Source organism: Chryseobacterium sp. SG20098 (genome assembly GCF_031844745.1).
In the GTDB taxonomy this organism is placed as follows: Bacteria; Bacteroidota; Bacteroidia; order Flavobacteriales; family Weeksellaceae; genus Chryseobacterium; species Chryseobacterium cucumeris.
In genome coordinates, this window is the sequence record NZ_CP134622.1 from 189,990 (window position 1) to 208,340 (window position 18,351).

Here is an 18,351-nt window from a genome sequence, read left to right on the forward strand (position 1 = left end):
ATATTTTAAATGTCATCGCTGATCTTTGCTTAAAAATAATTTCATGAACAAAAAACATGTTGTAGTAGTAGGATTGGGTGGTGTAGGCGGTTATTTTGGTTTTAAAATCAATCAGATTAATGAAACTACAGGAAAATATACCGTTTCGTTTGTTGCCCGCGGAGAAACTTATGATAAAGTAAAAGAAAACGGATTGACATTGCTGTCTCCGGAGCATTCCAATTCACAGACTTATCCTAATGATATCGTGCAGAACATCAGTGAGATCAAAAATCCTGATCTGGTACTGATTTGTGTAAAAGAGTATGATCTTGAAAATGTCTGTAAACAATTACTGCCAGTCATTCATAAAGATACTGTCCTTCTTCCGATGATGAACGGAGCAGATATCTATGACAGAATACGCACCATTATTCCTGATCATACTGTTCTACCAACTTGTGTATATGTAGCTTCTCATATTAAGGAAAGAGGAACTGTAGAACATAAAGGTAATGCAGGTAAAATCATTGTGGGAAGAGATCCTGAGCATTTTTCTGCACCTATAGAATGGATTACAGAGCTATTGAGTGAAAGTAAAATTGACTTTGATTTTAAAGATAATTCATTAAAAGATATCTGGACAAAATTCATATTTATAGCAAGCTTTGGATTGGTAACAGCTAAACATAACTCGTCCATGGGAGCGGTATGTACCGATGAGCAGCAAAAGAATGAAGCCACCGGAATTATGAAAGAAATACAACAGATTGCTGCTAAGAAAGGAATAAATCTTCAGGAAGATATTGTTGAAGCTACTTTTAAGAAAGCTTCTACATTTCCTTTTGAAACTCCAACTTCCTTACAGCTTGATATCAATTCAGGAAAGAAGGATAACGAACTGGAATTGTTTGCAGGTGCTGTATTGAAATATGGTACTGAAACAGAGGTAGAAACTCCTTTTACTCAAAAAATTTATACCGAGATTAAAGCAAAATAACTTTGTGCTAATACCAGATAAAAAAATGATAAAGAAGGCGGGTTAAAAACCCGCCTTTATTGAAATTAAATATAAAAGATAGAAGCTGATTAAGCACTGTGCATGAATTTTTGTCTGTCCAATAGTACTTCTTCCGTTTCCCTGTGATCAGGATCATCCACACAGCAGTCTACAGGGCATACAGCCTTACATTGAGGCTCTTCATGAAAGCCTTTACATTCCGTACATTTTCCGGATACGATATAGTACACTTCATCTGAGACAGCAGGATGGTAAGCGTCAGCATCATCTTTTGTGCCGTCGGGGAATGTAATATGTCCTGAAAGCTTGGTTTTGTCTTTCCAGCGCCAGTCGATAGCACCTTCGTAAATGGCTGAGTTGGGGCATTCAGGTTCACAGGCTCCACAGTTGATACAGGCATCTGTTATTTTTATAGCCATATTGTTTGAATTTAAAGGGTTTAAAAAAGGGATTCCGTCAACGTTGAACGATTCTGAAATCCCTGCTTAACTTAAATGACAGCAGTTTAACACTGTTCTTTGAAAATAAGCAGCATAAAGTGTGCTATTTTTTATTTAAATCATTAATATGCAGCAATTTCTGCCGGTACTTAGTCAATAATGGCAATTTTTTTAGAAGCTGCAATGCTGATAAGTTTGTCAAACTTATCGGAATACAGATCCGAAATTTGAGTGGATTGCTCATCCGTAAATAATGATGACCTGACAATGGGAACGCTAAATGGCAATGGCCACGCACGCAATGATTTGGCAATAGAATCCATGGCATTGATTCCCTGCATGGCCTGCAGACCATCTGCCCAGCATACCAGCCCCACAGTTTTATCCGTAAGATAAGGTTCGTTTCTGTTGGCAGTTACTTCAAGCCAGTCCAGACAGTTTTTCATCACTCCAGGAATACTTCCGTGGTAAAGAGGAGCCAGCCAGATATGCAAATCAGCATCAGTGAACATCTGAGTCATACGTTCTACAGCCAAAGGAGTTTTGTTGAGAGTAACATCGAATAAAGGGATTCCAGAATCAGCAAGGGTAAAAATATTCGTGTGAATTCCCAGCGTTTTCAGACGTTCTGAAAAATAATCTGAAATCAGTCCGGAAGTAGATAAAGTTCTTCTTTCCAGTGATCCGTTGAATATGATAGCTTTCATTTTTTTATTGTTTAAAAATTACTTTAGGTAACCCTATCTCGCCGTACATCAATGTTTTTACCAGAGGTTTTAATAATCCTGCTGCTAATAAATACAAAGCAGGATCATGACTGGTACTTGCCCGGACCACCACTTTCTGATTTTTATACCGTTTAAGATCAGCATAAATGAGACGTCGTTTCCAGAGATCGAGCAGTATTGTTTCTGCGTTATTTAAATCTACATAAGAAGCATAAGGAAATAATTTTTCCATAATCAGCATATAAGCCCAGGGAGGAATAATGGCATCCGTAGAACAGATAATTCCTACTGCTTTTTCGTTGTATATAGAAAAATCCACCACAGCAATTGATTCCTTAAATTCTTTCTCCTTGACAATCATTCCCATGAAAAGATGATCTTTGATATCCAGTTCTACAATTTCCGTAGTGGGTTTGTATTCTGAAAGGTCAAGGGCAATAATGCCTGAAGCCTTTGCTTTATTGATAAAATTTTCCTCAGTCATAGTTAGTTTACTTTTAGTGTTACTTATCTCACTTTTGATAAAGCTTCTTCATATTTTCTTTCTACAGCAGACCAATCTAGTACAGACCAGAAAGCATCAAGGTAATCTGCACGTTTATTCTGATAATTCAAGTAATAGGCATGCTCCCAGACATCTATTCCCAGAATCGGAAACCCTCTGTTGGTGGAAAGAATATCCATCATCGGATTATCCTGATTAGGAGTAGAGCTGATGGCCAGTGATCCGTTGAATTTTACAAATAACCATACCCATCCGGAACCAAACTGCGACAAACCTGTTTTTTTCATTTCTGCTTTTAGATTGTCAAGACTTCCGAAAGTGGCTGTAATATCATCATGAAGCATCCCTTGAGGAATAAGCTTAGGTTGAGGGGAAAGAATTTCCCAGAATAAAGAATGGTTATAGTGGCCGCCACCATTATTTCTTACAGCAGGACTGTATTCGCTGATTCTTTGCAATAAGGAATCCAGATCAGGATTCGTTTCGTTGGTTTGTGCCAGTGCTGCATTCAGATTATCTACATAAGCCTGATGATGTTTCTGATGGTGAATTGTCATTGTCTCTTTATCTATAAAAGGAGCCAGAACATCATAAGCATAAGGCAATTGTGGTAATGTAAATGGGTTCATCGTATTTATTTTTTTGATTATTGTGCCACAAAGGTAGAAATATATTTTAATAAAACAACTTTTAGGTTGTTTTATTGCTTTTGTGATTTGAATCAATAAGATATTGTAAATCTTTATTTTAGCTTTGTTTTTTTGAAATTATAGAAAATGACTATATTTGTTGTTGAAAAATAAAACAACCTAAATATTGTCAAATGAAGAAGCCGGCAGCAGATCGTATTCTGATGTTTTTAAAGATGAGGGGTGAAGCTACCTCCCTTCTTATTGCTGAAGAATTGTCAATCACTAAAGAAGGCGCAAGAAAACACTTGCTCAACCTTGCTCAGGAAGGATTGATCCGGTCTTCGGTGAAGAGTGAAGGAGTTGGCCGTCCTTCTACTTATTATACGCTTACAGAGAAAGGACTGTCTCAATTCCCGGATACGCACGCAGATGTGACCGTTCAGATTTTGAAATCAGTGAAAAATCTTTTAGGGGAAAATGCTTTGGAATTATTGATCAGTGACCGGGAAAAAAACACCCATAAACGGTATGAAAAAGTACTTTCCAAGACAAAATCTCTGGAGCAGCGTCTTGAATCTCTTGCAAAAGTCCGTAGTGATGAAGGCTATATGGCAGAATGGAAAAAAGAAGGCACAGACTATTTTCTGATTGAAAACCATTGTCCGATATGTGCGGCTGCAACCGAATGTCAGGGCTTCTGTCGGGCAGAATTATCCAATTTCCAATCTTTGATAGGGAAGGAGTATACAGTGGAAAGAGTAGATCACATTATTTCCGGTGGACAGCGCTGCGTGTATAAAATCAGCCAATAACTTATCATTTATCATTAAAAAAATGGTTGTAAAAGCAGTAATATTTGACATGGATGGTGTTCTGGTAGACTCAGAAAAATTCTGGACCCAGGCAGAACTGGATGTATTTTCATCTTATGGAGTGCAGGTTACGGATGATCTTGCGGCACAAACAAAGTATATGACCACTCAGGAAGTTACCGAATTCTGGTATAAAAGATTTCCCTGGGAAAATTTTGATGCCTCTGATCTGGAAAATAAAGTGGTTACAAGAGTAATCGAAATGATACAGACCGAAAACTGTACCATGTCTGGTGTAGAGAAGTTTATTAAAAATCTTAAGAACAAGGACTACAAAATAGGGCTGGCTACCAATGCTCCTTTACGTGTAGCACATGCGGTGCTTGAAAAGCTTCAGATTCATGACCTGTTTGATACCATTCACTCATCAGAGTTTGAAAATCAGGGAAAACCTCATCCTGCCGTATATCTTACTTCTGCAAAAAATTTGGGAGTTTCTCCGGAACACTGTATTGCTATTGAAGACAGTCAGTCAGGGCTTAAGGCAGCAAAAGAAGCAGGAATGCAGACTATCATTTTCACCAATAATGACGAAAATTTAGATTCAAATCTTGCCGATTTTAAAATCATGGATTTTAATACCATTTTTCTGCCGGTATTTGGTGAATAGTGAATAGTGAATAGTGAATCCGCTCCGCTGTGAATTTAACAGGTGTTATAAAAATTGACTATTGACTGCTTAGCAAATTGACTATTGACATTAAAGTGAAAGGTGAAAGGTGAATCCGCTTCGCTGTGAATTTTAACAGGTGTTATAAAAATCGACTATTGACTGCGAAGCAAATTGACTATTGACTTTAAAAGTGAAAGGTGAAAGGTGAATCCGCTTCGCTGTGAATTTTAACAGGTGTTATAAAAATTGACTATTGACTGCGTAGCAAATTGACTATTGAAATTAAAGTGAAAGGTTAAGGGTGAATCCGCTCCGCTGTGAATTTTAACAGGTGTTATAAAAATCGACTATTGACTGCGTAGCAAATTGACTATTGACATTAAAGTGAAAGGTGAAAGGTGAATCCGCTTCGCTGTGAATGTTAAATGATGTTGTAAAAATTGACTATTGACTGCGCAGCAAATTGACCATTGACATATCCTCGCATCTCGCATCCCGAACCCCAAAATCAATACTTCGTCAACACCTCCATCAACAACAAAATAGAAACCAGCTTTTTAGAAGACTTATACTCCGGATTCAGTTGTTCACGGATTTCTCCCAAAGCTTTGCTTAGCTTATTGCTCACGGTCTTGTTGCTGATTCCCAGTGCTTCTGATGTTTCATTGACCGACATATTTTTCCTGATTCTCATATCGTACACCTGTTGCTCTGTTGAGGGAAGCTGAGAAACCACCTCATCAATCATGGATAACAAAGCAGAAATTTCATTTTCCTCAAGAATTTCAAAATAATCTGAATCTGCCATTTCAATTTCATTCGGAATATCAAACTCGTCAATACTCAGAGTAGGAGGAGCTTTTTTGTAGCTGTTATAAAAATCAATAATCCGGTAATGAAGATGACGGAGAAGGTAGCCTTTGGCACTTTCTGTTTCATCGGTTTGTATCACATCTGTATTTTCAAGAATCTTCATCCATAGATTCTGAAGAATTTCTTCAGAGACTTCTTTATCCCGTGTCCGTACAAAAACAAAGCGATATAGACTATCCCAGTATCGGTCATACAGCAGCATAAATGCAGGACGGTCGCCTGATTTTATTTTCTTTAATAATATATAGTCTGTTGGGCTCATATTGTGATACAAAATTACCTAAAGGAAAATTAACTTTTTGTGAACTTTGGGTGTGATAAGATTAAATATTTCTGAAAAACAGGACTCAAATATGACGTTAATGTTGAGTAAATGTGAAAAAGGATGAAAATTATTAACAATTTGGTTGTAATGTGAATATAACGTTAAGAATACCCTGGGGAAGTTTTTCATTTTCTCTGTCTTATAGATAGAAGTATCTGTGAATACATGAAAGACCTTATGAAAAAACTTTTACCATATAAAAATATTGAAGCCTTTGTTTTCAAACTTTGGGAACGGGAAGTTTCGGAAGACTCAATCTCTGAAAAAGAAAATAAACTTTTAAGACTATGGAGAACTCAGACAGAAAAAAATCTGGATGCTATTCATATGAAAGAATCCAAAGAAAGAGTATTATCCGGATTGGAGTATTATTTTCCTCAAACAGATAGTATTTCTATTTCATCTGTAAAAAGCTTTACAACACATCTCTATAAAATGGCTGCAGTTATTATTCTGCTTTTATCATTGGGCGGAATATTTACCTACACCATGTTCATTAAGCCTGACGTATATATTGCAAAATCCGGAAATCGTATTGTTCGTCTTGAAGACGGATCTGTGGTTACTCTTTTACAAGGCGCTGTACTGACTGTAGAGAAATCTTTTCCTGCGTCCACCAGAGTCGTGGATTTAAAAGGAGATGCAATCTTCTCTGTGGCAAAATCTAAAACACATCCATTCATCGTTCGTGCTGATGGTTTCAGTACCAAAGTATTAGGAACGGTATTTAAAATCTCACAGTCCGGGAAGAGAAAAGCGGTTGATCTTTATGAAGGAAAGGTGGCTGTATCCACTCCCGGGGTTCCTGTTTCTTTCCTTAAGCCTAATCAGAAGTGGACCAACTTCGGAATTGCTCATACTACGGCAGTTATTTCACTGAAACCTGTAAAAAATTCAGCAGACAGAATTGCTGCAATATTGTCTCTGAGTTTTAACGATGTTCCTTTAAAAGAAGTAGTAGTAGTCCTGGAAAGCAATTATCATACAAAGGTTCAATATCCTAAGGAAGCTGAAGATAAAAAAATTACTGCGGATTTTACGGGAGGAACGGTCGGAGAAAATATTGAATCACTGGCTTTCATCCTGGGACTGGAAGTACAGAAAAAAGAAAATACCTATATCCTTAAGAAATAAATCATTATAAAAAATAAATAATCATAATCAAGAGAACACTATTAAGTATGAAAAGTTTGAAATGTGGGATTACCATAGCAGCCTTATTTTTAACTGTAGCCGCAGAAGCTCAGGAGCTGGTGCAGAAAGTAACATTTTCTGTACCTGCCAACAGACCGTTGATTGAAGTTTTGGAAGAATTTGCCGGAAAAACGGGAATGAGACTGGCATATTCCAAGGTAGACATTAAAGAGCTGAAGGTAAAAGGAGTGAAATGTGAAAATACTTCTGTCAACAACTGTCTGAAGGATATTACCAACGGACTTCCTATTATTTACCGACTGCATGGTGATCTTATTTCGATAAAATATGAAAGTTCAAATATTTCCGCATTGGGAAACGGACGAATTTCCGGTAAAATAATGGATGAAGTAGGAAATCCCATTACCGGAGCAGAAGTCACTGTAGCTCAGAAAACAGTGGTCACTGATAATAACGGTGACTTTACCATAGATCTTCCCTCGGGAACTTATAATCTGACGATAAAAGCACCTAAATATAATACGCTGAGAGTTGAAAAACTGTCTGTTACGAACAAAGAAACGAATGCTGTTTCATTTGCTTTAAACAAGGCCTCAGATAAAATTACAGACATCAAAGAAGTTGTGATTACGGCAGCCCGTAAAGCAGATACTCAGGCGGGACTTCTTGCCCAGCAGAAGAAAGCAGCCCAGATGAGTGATGGTATTTCAGCGGAACAAATTTCCAAGACACCGGACAGCGATGTGGGAGGAACTTTGAAAAGGGTAACAGGAATTACCACCATTGATAATAAATATGTAGTGGTAAGATCCATGGGAGAACGTTGGAACACCGCGGCCATGGACGGAATCAACCTGCCAAGCACGGAAGCGTATAACCAGAACTTCTCATTTGATATAATTCCTACAGCAATGGTAGAAAGTGTGGTGGTAAGCAAATCAGCCACTCCTGATATGAATGCCAGCTTTGCAGCAGGTTACGTAGAAGTGAGAACGAAAGATATTCCCAATGAAAACTTTACAACCGTTACGTTAGGAACTTCGTATAATGACCAGTCGGCTTTCAAAGAATTTCTGACCCGTAAGCGAGGAAAGTACGATTATTTCGGATATGATGACGGAACAAGAGATTTTCCCAAAGGACTGGAGCCGATGAACTGGACAGATCCAAGGTTTTTTGAACAGTCCAGGCAGTTTACCAATGACAATTTCAGCACCTATACAACCAGAGGTGATATGGGATCTAATATACAGCTGGCATTAGGAAGAACATATGCTCTTAAAAACAATAATAAATGGGGATTTGCCGGAGCATTTGTCATCAGAAATGAACAGAATAAACTGGATATTGACCATACGGGAAGAGGAAACTGGCTGGATACCACCGGACCTTATGTTGCCGATTGGGAAACAAAGGGAGTTGCTCCAATACCATTTTATAATTTCAAAAACAAAGGGGCTTCCTATAATTATAACTCTACGTTGGCAGGGATGCTCAATTTTGGACTTCAGCTGGGAAAAAACAGAATTTCATTCCGTAATTCATACACTCATATTTTTGATAATACATTAACAAGAGTTACAGGTTGGAATGAATATACCACTGGTAGTGCCATGGCATCCAATGCAGAATTAGCCTATAATTATTTTTACAACGGTGTCATCCCCAATAATGATCCGGCTCAGATCAAAAACTTAGACAGACCTTATACTGATAATACCAACTATCCCATTTTTCAGACCCTTTTGCAGAATAAACTGGAAGGGAATCACAAAATAGGAAACACTGAAGTCAGCTGGTTTGCAGCAAGAACCGGCATAACGTCTGATACGAAAGATTATACCCAATATCTGACCCTCTATGATTTTATTGGAAGTGAAATTCTGACCTATCATAAAATTTATAATACCGGCGGAAATTTCTACAGAGGATATATCGCCAACAAAGAAACCGATTACAATTACGGAGCTTCAGTAAAATGGGATCTGGATACAGGAAATTTTAAAAATACGGTGATGACAGGATATGCAGGAACATTAAAGAATAACACCAACCAACAGCAGAAATTCTTCTTAAGGGTCGATGAGAACCGGGATGTTCCGAATAGCGAAAAAAATTACCTGACGATGTATGGTACCCTTGCGGATTGGTTCAATGGATCTCAATATGTTCCGGGTGGTATTGGCTGGGAAACCAAGGCATTGTATAAAAATGATCAATATGAAGGAGAAGTAAAACAGCATGCGGTTTTTGTGATGTTTGATAACCGTTGGAAGAAATTAAGATTAGTTTGGGGACTTCGTGCAGAATACTTTAAATATGATCTTATCTCACAGCAATTGGACCCAACTGATACAAAGAATGTTGAAAGAGCAGCCGTTGAAGATAAACCGTGGCAATGGATGCCCTCAGCGAACTTTACCTACAGTCCTACCAATAAAATTAATCTAAGGCTTGCTTACAACAGATCTGTGATCCGTCCTCAGTTCAATGAAAGAACAGGACTTCCATATTTCGATCCGATAGCTAATGGTTTAATTTATAATACAGAAATGACATCCTCTGTTATTAATAATTATGATTTCAAATTTGAATGGTTTCCCGGGTTGGGAGAAATATTTTCTGCAGGACTGTATTATAAAAATATAGACAGACCCATAGAACGTGAGGGACATATTTCCAGCGAAGGAAATTTATATCTCTATAATGGTAATTCGAAAAATGCAAAATTATTGGGAGTGGAAGCTGAAGTAAGAAAGAATTTAGGATTTATTGCAGACGGAACCTTTCTGGAAAAGCTTTTCATAAGCGGAAATTTTACGTATAACCATACCAAAGTAGTGGCTTTTAAAGATCTGTACAAAACAGGTGATAATGATGAAACCTATGAAGTGAAACGCCCGCTTTACGGACAGACTCCTTATGCTTACAATCTTGGATTGACGTATGATGGTGATCGTTTGGGACTGAGTTTTTTATACAATGCTAAAGGAGATCAGTATATCACTGTTGGGTATGCTTACAAAGGAGAAGAAATACAGCGCCCTTATGCTGTGGCAGACGCACAGATCTCCTATAAATTTCTTCGGAATAAAAACCTTGAATTAAAATTAAATGCCAGAAACTTATTCAACAGGGTAAAGGAATACTATAATAATTATAATTCCTATGTGATCCCTCTAGGATTGGGGAGTGCCATTGGAACTGAGCGGGAAGCGTGGGGACTTTTACCTGGTGCAACAGACAGATATGATAAGAACATTGATAAGATTATGTTTCGGGCCTACAGCGGAAGAATGTTCAGCCTAAGTGTGAATTATATGTTTTAAAAACAAAACTTAAGACATACATGGTTTAATAAAAATAGAAAAATATAACATAATAATTAAGACGGTACAATGAAAAAGTTAATTCCAATTATAATATTATCCTTCCTTACAGCTTGTCAGCAGGAGAGGCTTGAAGATAAGCAATCTTCGTTCGAACTGAAGGCAACTTCCTCAGAATATCTTACTGCTTCTGCACTTCCAGTAGTTACTGTAAGTGGTAACATTACCACGAATACAACCTGGAGTGGAGTTATTGAAATTGATGGTATAGTAACGGTAAAAGAGGGAGCAACACTGACAATCCTTCCCGGAACTTATATTAAGGCAAAACCCAAAGGAATAGCAGAGCCATCAGGAATGCTGATCATTAATAAAACAGGAAAAATTAATGCCGTAGGAACAGAAAACCAACCTATTATTTTTACAAGCTATAAATTATTAGATGGAAGTGAAGATACTATTGGAGCTGCTGGTGACTTTGGCGGATTGATTATATTGGGTGATGCTTTAACAAACACGCCTTCTACAACAACCATTGAGGGACTTTTCGGACCAGATTATTATTATGGTGGGACTAACCAAAATCATAACGCGGGAATATTGAAGTATGTTCGCATTGAATTTGGAGGAGCAGAGATCTATCCAAATACCATTCATGAAATAAACGGTCTTACATTAGCCGGAGTGGGGAGTGGTACAACTATCGACCATATTCAGGTATCTTATGGTAAAGATGATTCCTTTGAATTTTATGGAGGAAATGTAAATGCATCCAACCTTATTTCTTTTGCACCCGATGATGATAATTTTGATTTTAATAACGGGTATACAGGAACTATCACCTGTGCACTGGCTTTAGCAGATTATAATTCTACTCATAGTCTCAGTGGGACAGTCAATGACTCTCATGGTATTGAACTCGATAATAATATTGATGGAACATCCACAGCATTAGTAACACATCCTGTAATTAACAATCTTACAATAATTGGAGTATGGAAATCTACAATGGGAGAAAAGTATGGAAATGGAATTTATGTTAGAAGAAATGGAAGGCTAACATTAAATAATGCTGTTGTTACCGGATACCCTATAGGAATTAAGGTAGAAGGTACAGGCTCAGTGCTTTCTTCGGGGTCTAACTATAATACCATTCAGGTCCACGGATTTATAACTTCTGTAATAGGTGCCGGAACAGCGGGAATTCCTATGTTGAACTTATCTACTGGACTTTCTGCTTCCGTTTGGGGAATGAATCAGCCATTTTTTAACGAAGGAGGATGGAATATCTCACCAAGGAATTGTGGCAATTTTCAAGGACTTTGGACTAAGTATAATTTCTCCATTTTAGAATAAGGAGACGAAATCTATGAGTAAGAAAATAGGCACTTAGATTAAAAAGATATCTTAATTATAGCAGCGTACAGGTTTCGGGAACCTGATCAAAAACTGAAATAATACTGATGATGCGCACAGCAGTACAGTTCTGAAAAAACCGGACGTTAACAGCTTTTCCCAGGCATTAACGATTTTCATGGGAACGCCCGCAATGCAGCTCCTCCTGCAGCGATGGGATGAACACCAAAAAACAAATCGAAGGAATAGAGAGGAGGATATTCCTGAATAAAAAACTGATCTGGTATAAAAATAACACGACCGGATTTATTAAAAATTATAACAATGAAAAGACTAACTCTAATTGCAGTGGCAGCATTATCTCTTACAGCTTGTCAAAATGATCAACTGGCAGATTCATCTTCTCCATTCGAAATGAAATCTACTTCTGCTGAGTACCTTACAGCTTCTGCGCTTCCGGTAACCAGTGTAAGTGGTGATATTACTTCAAATACTACATGGAGTGGTGTAGTTGAACTAAATGGAATTGTAACTGTAAAAAATGGGGCTACATTAACAATCCAGCCGGGTACATTTATTAAAGCTAAGCCAAACACAAACAATACAGCTACAGGAGTTTTGGTAATTTCTAAAACAGGAAAAATCAATGCAGCAGGTACAGAAGCTCAGCCAATCATTTTTACAAGCTACAAATTGTTAGATGGAAACGAAGATACAACTGCTGCTCCTGGTGACTTCGGAGGGGTTATTATCTTAGGAGATGCTCCTACCAACACGCCTTTCACAAAAACAATTGAAGGATTATCTGGTCCTGATTTCTATTATGGAGGTACCAATGCTTCTCATAACGGGGGAACATTGAAGTATGTACGTATCGAATTTGCAGGATATGATCTTTTAGCGCCAAACTCAGGAAACGAAATCAACGGTCTTACTTTAGGAGGGGTTGGAAACGGAACTACTTTGGATCATATTCAGGTTTCTTTCGGGAAAGATGACTCTTTTGAATTCTTCGGAGGTACTGTAAACGCTTCAAACCTTGTTTCTTTTGCTGCAGATGATGATAACTTCGACTTCGATAACGGATATACAGGAACAATCACTTGTGCATTAGCTTTGGCAGATTACAACTCTACACACAGTCTTAGCGGATCAAGCCCGGATTCTAACGGTATCGAGCTTGATAACAACGCAGAAGGTTCTTCTACAACATTGTTGACTCATCCGGTGATCAACAACCTTACTATCGTTGGTTCTAAGAACTCTACTAAAGGTGCTTTATATGAAAACGGTATCCACATCAGAAGACACGGAAGATTAACATTAAATAACGCTGTCGTTACAGGTTATCCTGTGGGTATCAAAGTAGAAGGTACAGGTTCTGAGCTTTCTTCAGCTTCAGCATACAGCACCATCCAGGTTCACGGATTTACTACTTCAGTTACAGGTACAGGTACAGCAGGAATCCCTGCAGCTAACCTGGCGACTGGTACTCCTGCAACTCTATGGGGTATGAGCCAGCCTTTCTTCAACGAAGGTGGTTGGAATGTTTCTCCAAGAAACTGTGGAAACTTCCAGGGACTTTGGACAAAATACAACTTCTCCATTGTAGAATAATAAAAACTTTAAAAAGCAGGGAACAGCACATGCTGATTCCTTGCTTTTACTTCAAAAATTTTAATCATCAGCATTATGAAAAAAATAATTTTATCATCTGTTCTGTTTTTATCCCACCTGGCTGCAGCACAGTCTCTGGTATGGGGAAATTCGTTTGATACTCCTGCCGATCTTCAGGGCTGGACTTTTCATGACCTTAATAGCAATGGAAACGGATGGGTACAGGGAGAAAACATCTATCACAACGGAACTACCTTGGCCTATGGAACTGCAGGTGTTCTACGCCATTCTATCAATTTGGTTCCAACTGGAAATGCTAACGGATTCACCACAGAAAATGACTGGATTATTTCTCCTCAGATTGACCTTACCAATACTGCAGGAACCATTACACTGGCCGCCTATATCGGGAGACAGAGATCTACTCACACGATTGTTGCCAGAGAACTTTTTATCTATGTAAGCACACCGCAGAAAGAAGTTCCAACGTTATCGGACTTTCAGGCAATGACCGTAGATGCAGACGGAAATGATGTTCAGAGTATGTATAAAATACAGGTAGGTGACTCAGCCAATCCTTTTCCGGCTGATCTTACTCAGTTTGTGGAATCCCTTGTAGATCTTTCTGCTTTTGCCGGGAAAAAGATCTATATCGGAATGTGGTCAAACAGAAAAACAAGCGGAAATAATGTCCAGAACATTAATATTGATGAAATCGGAATTTATGCTACTTCATTTTTGGGAACTAAGGATGTAAAAAGAAACAAAATTGTAACACAAATAGCAGAAAATCCGGTAAGAGAATCTTTACAGCTGCAGCTTAATCCGGCGTTGAAAGAAAATATAACTATGGTTAGTATTTACAATGCAGCAGGACAGAAAGTTCTTACCACTCAGTATTCTAAAGCGATCAGCACAGCAGAGCTTATATCCGGAGCGTATATTGCTGAAATTACGGATGGAAAAACTACGGAAAGGCTGAAGTTTATTAAAAAATAATCATTCTGTCCCCTTAGAATCTGATTTTTAGAAACACCATGAAATTTTATATACAATAATGGATAATCTTTGTAAGAAGAGTATCCAGAATATATCCAACTAGTTTTTTTATAATTATATTGCCCGGCCCATGGGCCGGACAATATTTTTAAGTTTTACAAGAAATAATTGAAGAAAGATGAACAAAATCTTCGCATTACTACTGTTATTCACTGTACTGTTTTCATGTACAGACAATAATACCATGGAGCTGTATGATAAAGTGCAGAAACCCGGAGACGTTAATATCAAAGGATTTTCCAAACCTGATGTCCTTCAGCTGAGGTTGAACGGACAGCCTGTATCCATTGAAGGAAAAACGTCCTATACCAATAAAATTGAAACCCAGCTTCAGTTTGTTCTGGATCAGGGAGAAACTAATAAATTGTCTGTCTACAATAATGAAACAGGCGCTGAAATTGCAAAATACAATATTACATATGACAATATAAATGATTATAAAAACCTCTACTTTTTTAATCTTCCCGGAATTTATCTGCAGACCTATGCGGTAAAACCTCAGGTGAACCTCGGGAAAGTAGGTTTTGAATTTATTTTTCCTAATCTGGGAGAATTTTCCGGAAGCTCTCTCAAAGAAGTGAAAGGCATTTTGAAAAGAGAAAACGGAGTCGTGCTTGCCGAGTTTGATAATATAGGAAAAGACAACTTTACCGCAGTGAAAATCTATAGCTTCTTCAGCTCGACAGCTCCCATATATCTTGAATTATACAAACCGGGAACTACAGAGCCTTATGCGGGATCTAAAATGATTCAGGTGAAATTGAAACAGCACACGGGAGCCAATATGATTGTACTTCAGGAAAAAATGGAAAATGGAGAATGGGGGGTAAAAGGAGATATCGATATAGCAGAGTATCTGTGATTTGCGTATGAAAAGCTTTTTAAAACTTCAATGTATTGCGGCCGCAGTCTTTCTTATTTCGTGTACCAATAATAACGACGAAAGCGCACCCGTATTTCCGGAAGGAAGTACAGAATCCGTGAATCTGTGGGTTCAGGACAGTATGAAAAGATACTATTACTGGGCAGATGAGATGCCTGCAAAGCCGGATTATCAGCTTCCTGTAAAAGATTTTTTTAAAAGTCTGCTGTCTTCAAAGGACCGGTTTTCTTTCATGGTGAATACGGAAGATTCTTCTTCTTATCCACGTTCGATAAGGAATATGTACGGTTTTGACTATACCATTGTTCAGCTTGCTAATAATGAAGTGGTTACTGTAGTGAAGCTGGTGCTGCAAAACTCCCCGGCTTTCAATGCAGGACTGGAGAGAGGAATGATCATTACCAAAGTCAATGGAAAAGTAATGACAGCCGCGAATGCCGAAGCAATGGCTTCATCCATTAAAGACCAGACGGTTGTAGAGCTTACCGTTGGAAAGTGGCAAAACGGAAGCGTTACGGATGAAAAAAACATCACCGTTTACTATGGTTTCTCTTTTGAACAGCCTGTTTTATCCAAAGTTTTTGAAAAAAATGGTAAAAAAGTAGGTTATATGTACATCTATGATTTCCCTGACGGAATGACTCAAACGCTATATCAAAAGTTTGGGGAATTGAAGGCCGCCGGAGTAAAGGAATTAATTCTGGATCTTCGATACAATTATGGAGGTTCGGTGTCATCTGCTGCAGCTCTTTGCTCCCTGATTCCTTCAGGATTATCATCCGGTTCACCGTTCATCATTTTTAAAGGAAATAAAAACGGAGGTGAAGTAAAAAGAACATTTGCCCAGCAAATTGCCTATGATCCCAAAGCGTTGGACTTTTCAGCGTTGCGTACTAATGCATTGGGATTGCAGAAAGTTTTTATCCTCACATCGAACAGTACAGCATCTGCGGCTGAAATTGTGGTGAATAACCTGAAACCTTATATGCAGGTGATTCAGATAGGAGATACTACGCTGGGGAAAGATATGGCAGGATTTGTTGTGGAAGACAAACGTAAACCCAGAAAAATTTCCTGGCAGATTCATCCGGTGATTTATAAAGTCTTTAATGCCAGCGGAGCCGGAGAATACAGTAGTGGAATTTCCCCGCAGAGCAATGTCAATGAATTTGCCGGACTGCCATTATTACCTTTGGGAGATCCCAATGAAACCCTTATTTCTTTTGCACTTAACGGAGGTTATTTCAAATCAGCAGACCACGAAAAGAATGGAAATATCAAAATTTTATTTCAGAGTGACGTGCCTCCGGTTATGATGGAGAAATAAGCTGGATTCAAAAAACAAAAAATAATATAAAAAATATCTTTATCCTTTACCCATTCACAAAATAACTAAAATGATAAAATCATGCAGGGAATAGAACCAAAACTTCACATGAACCTGACCAGCCGAATTGAATATTACCGTCTGCTGATAGAAGCTGCGGAAGATCCTGAAAGCCAGCCTTCGGAGGTGATGACCCAGATTTCAGAACTGGGACATCTGTACGAAGAGTATCTGCTTAACAAGAAAAATCTGGAAAACAGCATCAAAAACTACCGTGCCTATCATAACGATTTGAGAAAAAAGCTCACGTCAAGACTTAGGGAGCTCAGAAGAAAGGCTAGACAGAAATAAAGCCCGGAATGTACTTTATCGGTTGGTTTTACGGTGAAATTCATACCTTTATGACCATTAAGCTGAAGGATGAAAAACTTATGAATTTTAACCCAACAGAACTTTCCGGTTATTTACAGGTATTCTGGCAGTTTTCCTGGCCGCAATGGTTGATATTCAGTCTGATCGTTAATATTTTCCTATATCTGTTTTCGATAGGGTTGTATATTTTTATCGAAAAGACTTGCCGTAAAAGTCAGTTGCAGGAAAAAAATCATCCTGTTACCCGATCTGACTTTTATCTTAGTCTGCTTACCATAGGATGTAACAGTTTTGTTATGCTTTTGGGGGCTTTTTTATGGAAAAAAGGATGGATTATGCCGGGACAGACAGAATCAGTAATTGGAATAATAGCGGAAGTAGCTGTTTTACTCCTCTTAATGGATTTTCTGATGTATTTATTTCATTTTGCAGCACATTTACCCTTGGTCTATAAAGTTCTACACGGAAAACACCATGAACATATCAGTACCAACTTTTTAAGTCTTTTTGTTCTGCATCCTTTGGAAACCATAGGGTTCGGACTGATGATTCTGGTTATACTCATAGGATATGATTTCTCTGTCATTTCGATTTCCATCTATCTTTTGCTTAATCTGATATGGGGAACAATAGGGCATCTGAACAGAGAATTTTTTCCGGCGTCTTTTGACCGCTTTTTTGTAGGAACAACGAGGTTTCATAACCAGCACCATTTGGATGAAAGTAAAAACTTTGGATTTTATACTTCAATCTGGGACAGGTTATTCGGGACGCATAAGTAACTATGGGTACTACAGTTTTATATTATTCAAAACTTTACCCAGCAGATAATTAAAATTTTTTAATTCTTCAGAGGTAAGTATGGAAGCCGTCTGATGAGTGATAGCCTTACGGAAAGTTTCAGAATTATCTACAATAAACCTTCCTTTATCCGTTACTGAAAGATTGAATTTCCTGTGGTCTGCTTTCTCTTGTTCCCGGACAATCAAATCTTGACCGATCAGAAATTTCAGCTGTTTTGAAATGGCTGCCTGGCTAATGTTGAAAGCCAGCGATATTTCCCTTCCTGTTGCTGTTCCTTTCCTCATAATAAATTCAATAATATTATAATGAGCAGCAGTTACTCCGTTAATGTCACCCCGGTTCATGTGAGCCAGAATAAGGCATTGGAAATCAGTAAATGTGTTAAAAAATTCTTTTTCAATGAGTTTCATTACAAATATGCTTAACTTAGTTAAATATTAACAAAGTTAAACATTTTTATC

The 18,351-nt window shown here is 38.0% G+C and carries 18 protein-coding genes; 12 read left to right on the forward strand and 6 right to left on the reverse strand.

The window, feature by feature from the left end; genetic code table 11:
* The first annotated feature begins 43 nt into the window (after positions 1-43).
* Positions 44-979 (forward strand): ketopantoate reductase family protein, encoded by a 936-nt coding sequence (locus tag RHP76_RS00855; RefSeq protein ID WP_311229248.1) that lies wholly within the window; start codon positions 44-46, stop codon positions 977-979.
* An 89-nt stretch (positions 980-1,068) separates the two neighbouring features.
* Here the strand turns inward: RHP76_RS00855 and RHP76_RS00860 are convergent, their stop codons facing one another.
* From RHP76_RS00860 to RHP76_RS00875, 4 genes are all read right to left on the reverse strand, one after another.
* Positions 1,069-1,419 (reverse strand): 4Fe-4S dicluster domain-containing protein, encoded by a 351-nt coding sequence (locus tag RHP76_RS00860; RefSeq protein WP_216444879.1) that lies wholly within the window; start codon positions 1,417-1,419, stop codon positions 1,069-1,071.
* 170 nt (positions 1,420-1,589) lie between these two features.
* A complete protein-coding gene (locus RHP76_RS00865) occupies positions 1,590-2,147 on the reverse strand; it encodes an NADPH-dependent FMN reductase (protein WP_311229249.1) in 558 nt (185 codons plus the stop codon).
* A 4-nt stretch (positions 2,148-2,151) separates the two neighbouring features.
* Entirely contained in the window at positions 2,152-2,652 is a 501-nt protein-coding gene (locus RHP76_RS00870; protein WP_062670458.1) for a DUF2480 family protein, read from the reverse strand.
* Positions 2,653-2,675: 23 nt separating this feature from the next.
* Positions 2,676-3,302 carry a superoxide dismutase gene (locus tag RHP76_RS00875; protein ID WP_311229250.1) on the reverse strand — a complete coding sequence of 209 codons (627 nt, stop codon included), beginning with the start codon at positions 3,300-3,302 and terminating at the stop codon, positions 2,676-2,678.
* Positions 3,303-3,496: 194 nt separating this feature from the next.
* On the opposite strand from RHP76_RS00875, the gene RHP76_RS00880 reads away from it, so the two are divergent.
* The gene (locus tag RHP76_RS00880) at positions 3,497-4,117 is read left to right on the forward strand and encodes a helix-turn-helix transcriptional regulator (RefSeq protein WP_216444876.1); all 621 of its coding nucleotides are present in this window, start codon (positions 3,497-3,499) and stop codon (positions 4,115-4,117) included.
* A 22-nt stretch (positions 4,118-4,139) separates the two neighbouring features.
* The gene (hxpB, locus tag RHP76_RS00885) at positions 4,140-4,787 is read left to right on the forward strand and encodes a hexitol phosphatase HxpB (RefSeq protein ID WP_062670453.1); all 648 of its coding nucleotides are present in this window, start codon (positions 4,140-4,142) and stop codon (positions 4,785-4,787) included.
* A 511-nt stretch (positions 4,788-5,298) separates the two neighbouring features.
* Here the strand turns inward: hxpB and RHP76_RS00890 are convergent.
* Entirely contained in the window at positions 5,299-5,925 is a 627-nt protein-coding gene (locus tag RHP76_RS00890; protein ID WP_311229251.1) for an RNA polymerase sigma factor, read from the reverse strand.
* A 240-nt stretch (positions 5,926-6,165) separates the two neighbouring features.
* On the opposite strand from RHP76_RS00890, the gene RHP76_RS00895 reads away from it, so the two are divergent.
* From RHP76_RS00895 to RHP76_RS00935, 9 genes are all read left to right on the forward strand, one after another.
* On the forward strand, positions 6,166-7,122 hold the full coding sequence (locus RHP76_RS00895) for a FecR family protein (RefSeq protein ID WP_311229252.1): 957 nt from the start codon (positions 6,166-6,168) through the stop codon (positions 7,120-7,122).
* 47 nt (positions 7,123-7,169) lie between these two features.
* Positions 7,170-10,472 (forward strand): TonB-dependent receptor, encoded by a 3,303-nt coding sequence (locus tag RHP76_RS00900; RefSeq protein ID WP_311229253.1) that lies wholly within the window; start codon positions 7,170-7,172, stop codon positions 10,470-10,472.
* A 69-nt stretch (positions 10,473-10,541) separates the two neighbouring features.
* A complete protein-coding gene (locus RHP76_RS00905; protein WP_311229254.1) occupies positions 10,542-11,828 on the forward strand; it encodes a beta-helix domain-containing protein in 1,287 nt (428 codons plus the stop codon).
* 324 nt (positions 11,829-12,152) lie between these two features.
* Positions 12,153-13,445, forward strand: coding sequence for a beta-helix domain-containing protein (locus RHP76_RS00910; protein ID WP_120230784.1), 1,293 nt, complete (start codon positions 12,153-12,155; stop codon positions 13,443-13,445).
* A 75-nt stretch (positions 13,446-13,520) separates the two neighbouring features.
* On the forward strand, positions 13,521-14,444 hold the full coding sequence (locus RHP76_RS00915) for a T9SS-dependent choice-of-anchor J family protein (protein ID WP_311229255.1): 924 nt from the start codon (positions 13,521-13,523) through the stop codon (positions 14,442-14,444).
* Positions 14,445-14,622: 178 nt separating this feature from the next.
* A complete protein-coding gene (locus tag RHP76_RS00920) occupies positions 14,623-15,366 on the forward strand; it encodes a hypothetical protein (RefSeq protein WP_288442506.1) in 744 nt (247 codons plus the stop codon).
* Positions 15,367-15,373: 7 nt separating this feature from the next.
* Positions 15,374-16,714, forward strand: coding sequence for a S41 family peptidase (locus RHP76_RS00925; protein WP_311229256.1), 1,341 nt, complete (start codon positions 15,374-15,376; stop codon positions 16,712-16,714).
* A gap of 81 nt (positions 16,715-16,795) precedes the next feature.
* Complete coding sequence (locus tag RHP76_RS00930; RefSeq protein WP_120230788.1) at positions 16,796-17,065, forward strand: hypothetical protein; 270 nt, start codon at positions 16,796-16,798, stop codon at positions 17,063-17,065.
* 8 nt (positions 17,066-17,073) lie between these two features.
* A complete protein-coding gene (locus RHP76_RS00935) occupies positions 17,074-17,868 on the forward strand; it encodes a sterol desaturase family protein (RefSeq protein ID WP_311229257.1) in 795 nt (264 codons plus the stop codon).
* A 9-nt stretch (positions 17,869-17,877) separates the two neighbouring features.
* Here RHP76_RS00935 and RHP76_RS00940 read toward each other — a convergent pair whose 3' ends face one another.
* Complete coding sequence (locus tag RHP76_RS00940) at positions 17,878-18,300, reverse strand: MarR family winged helix-turn-helix transcriptional regulator (protein ID WP_062670438.1); 423 nt, start codon at positions 18,298-18,300, stop codon at positions 17,878-17,880.
* Positions 18,301-18,351 lie beyond the last annotated feature (51 nt).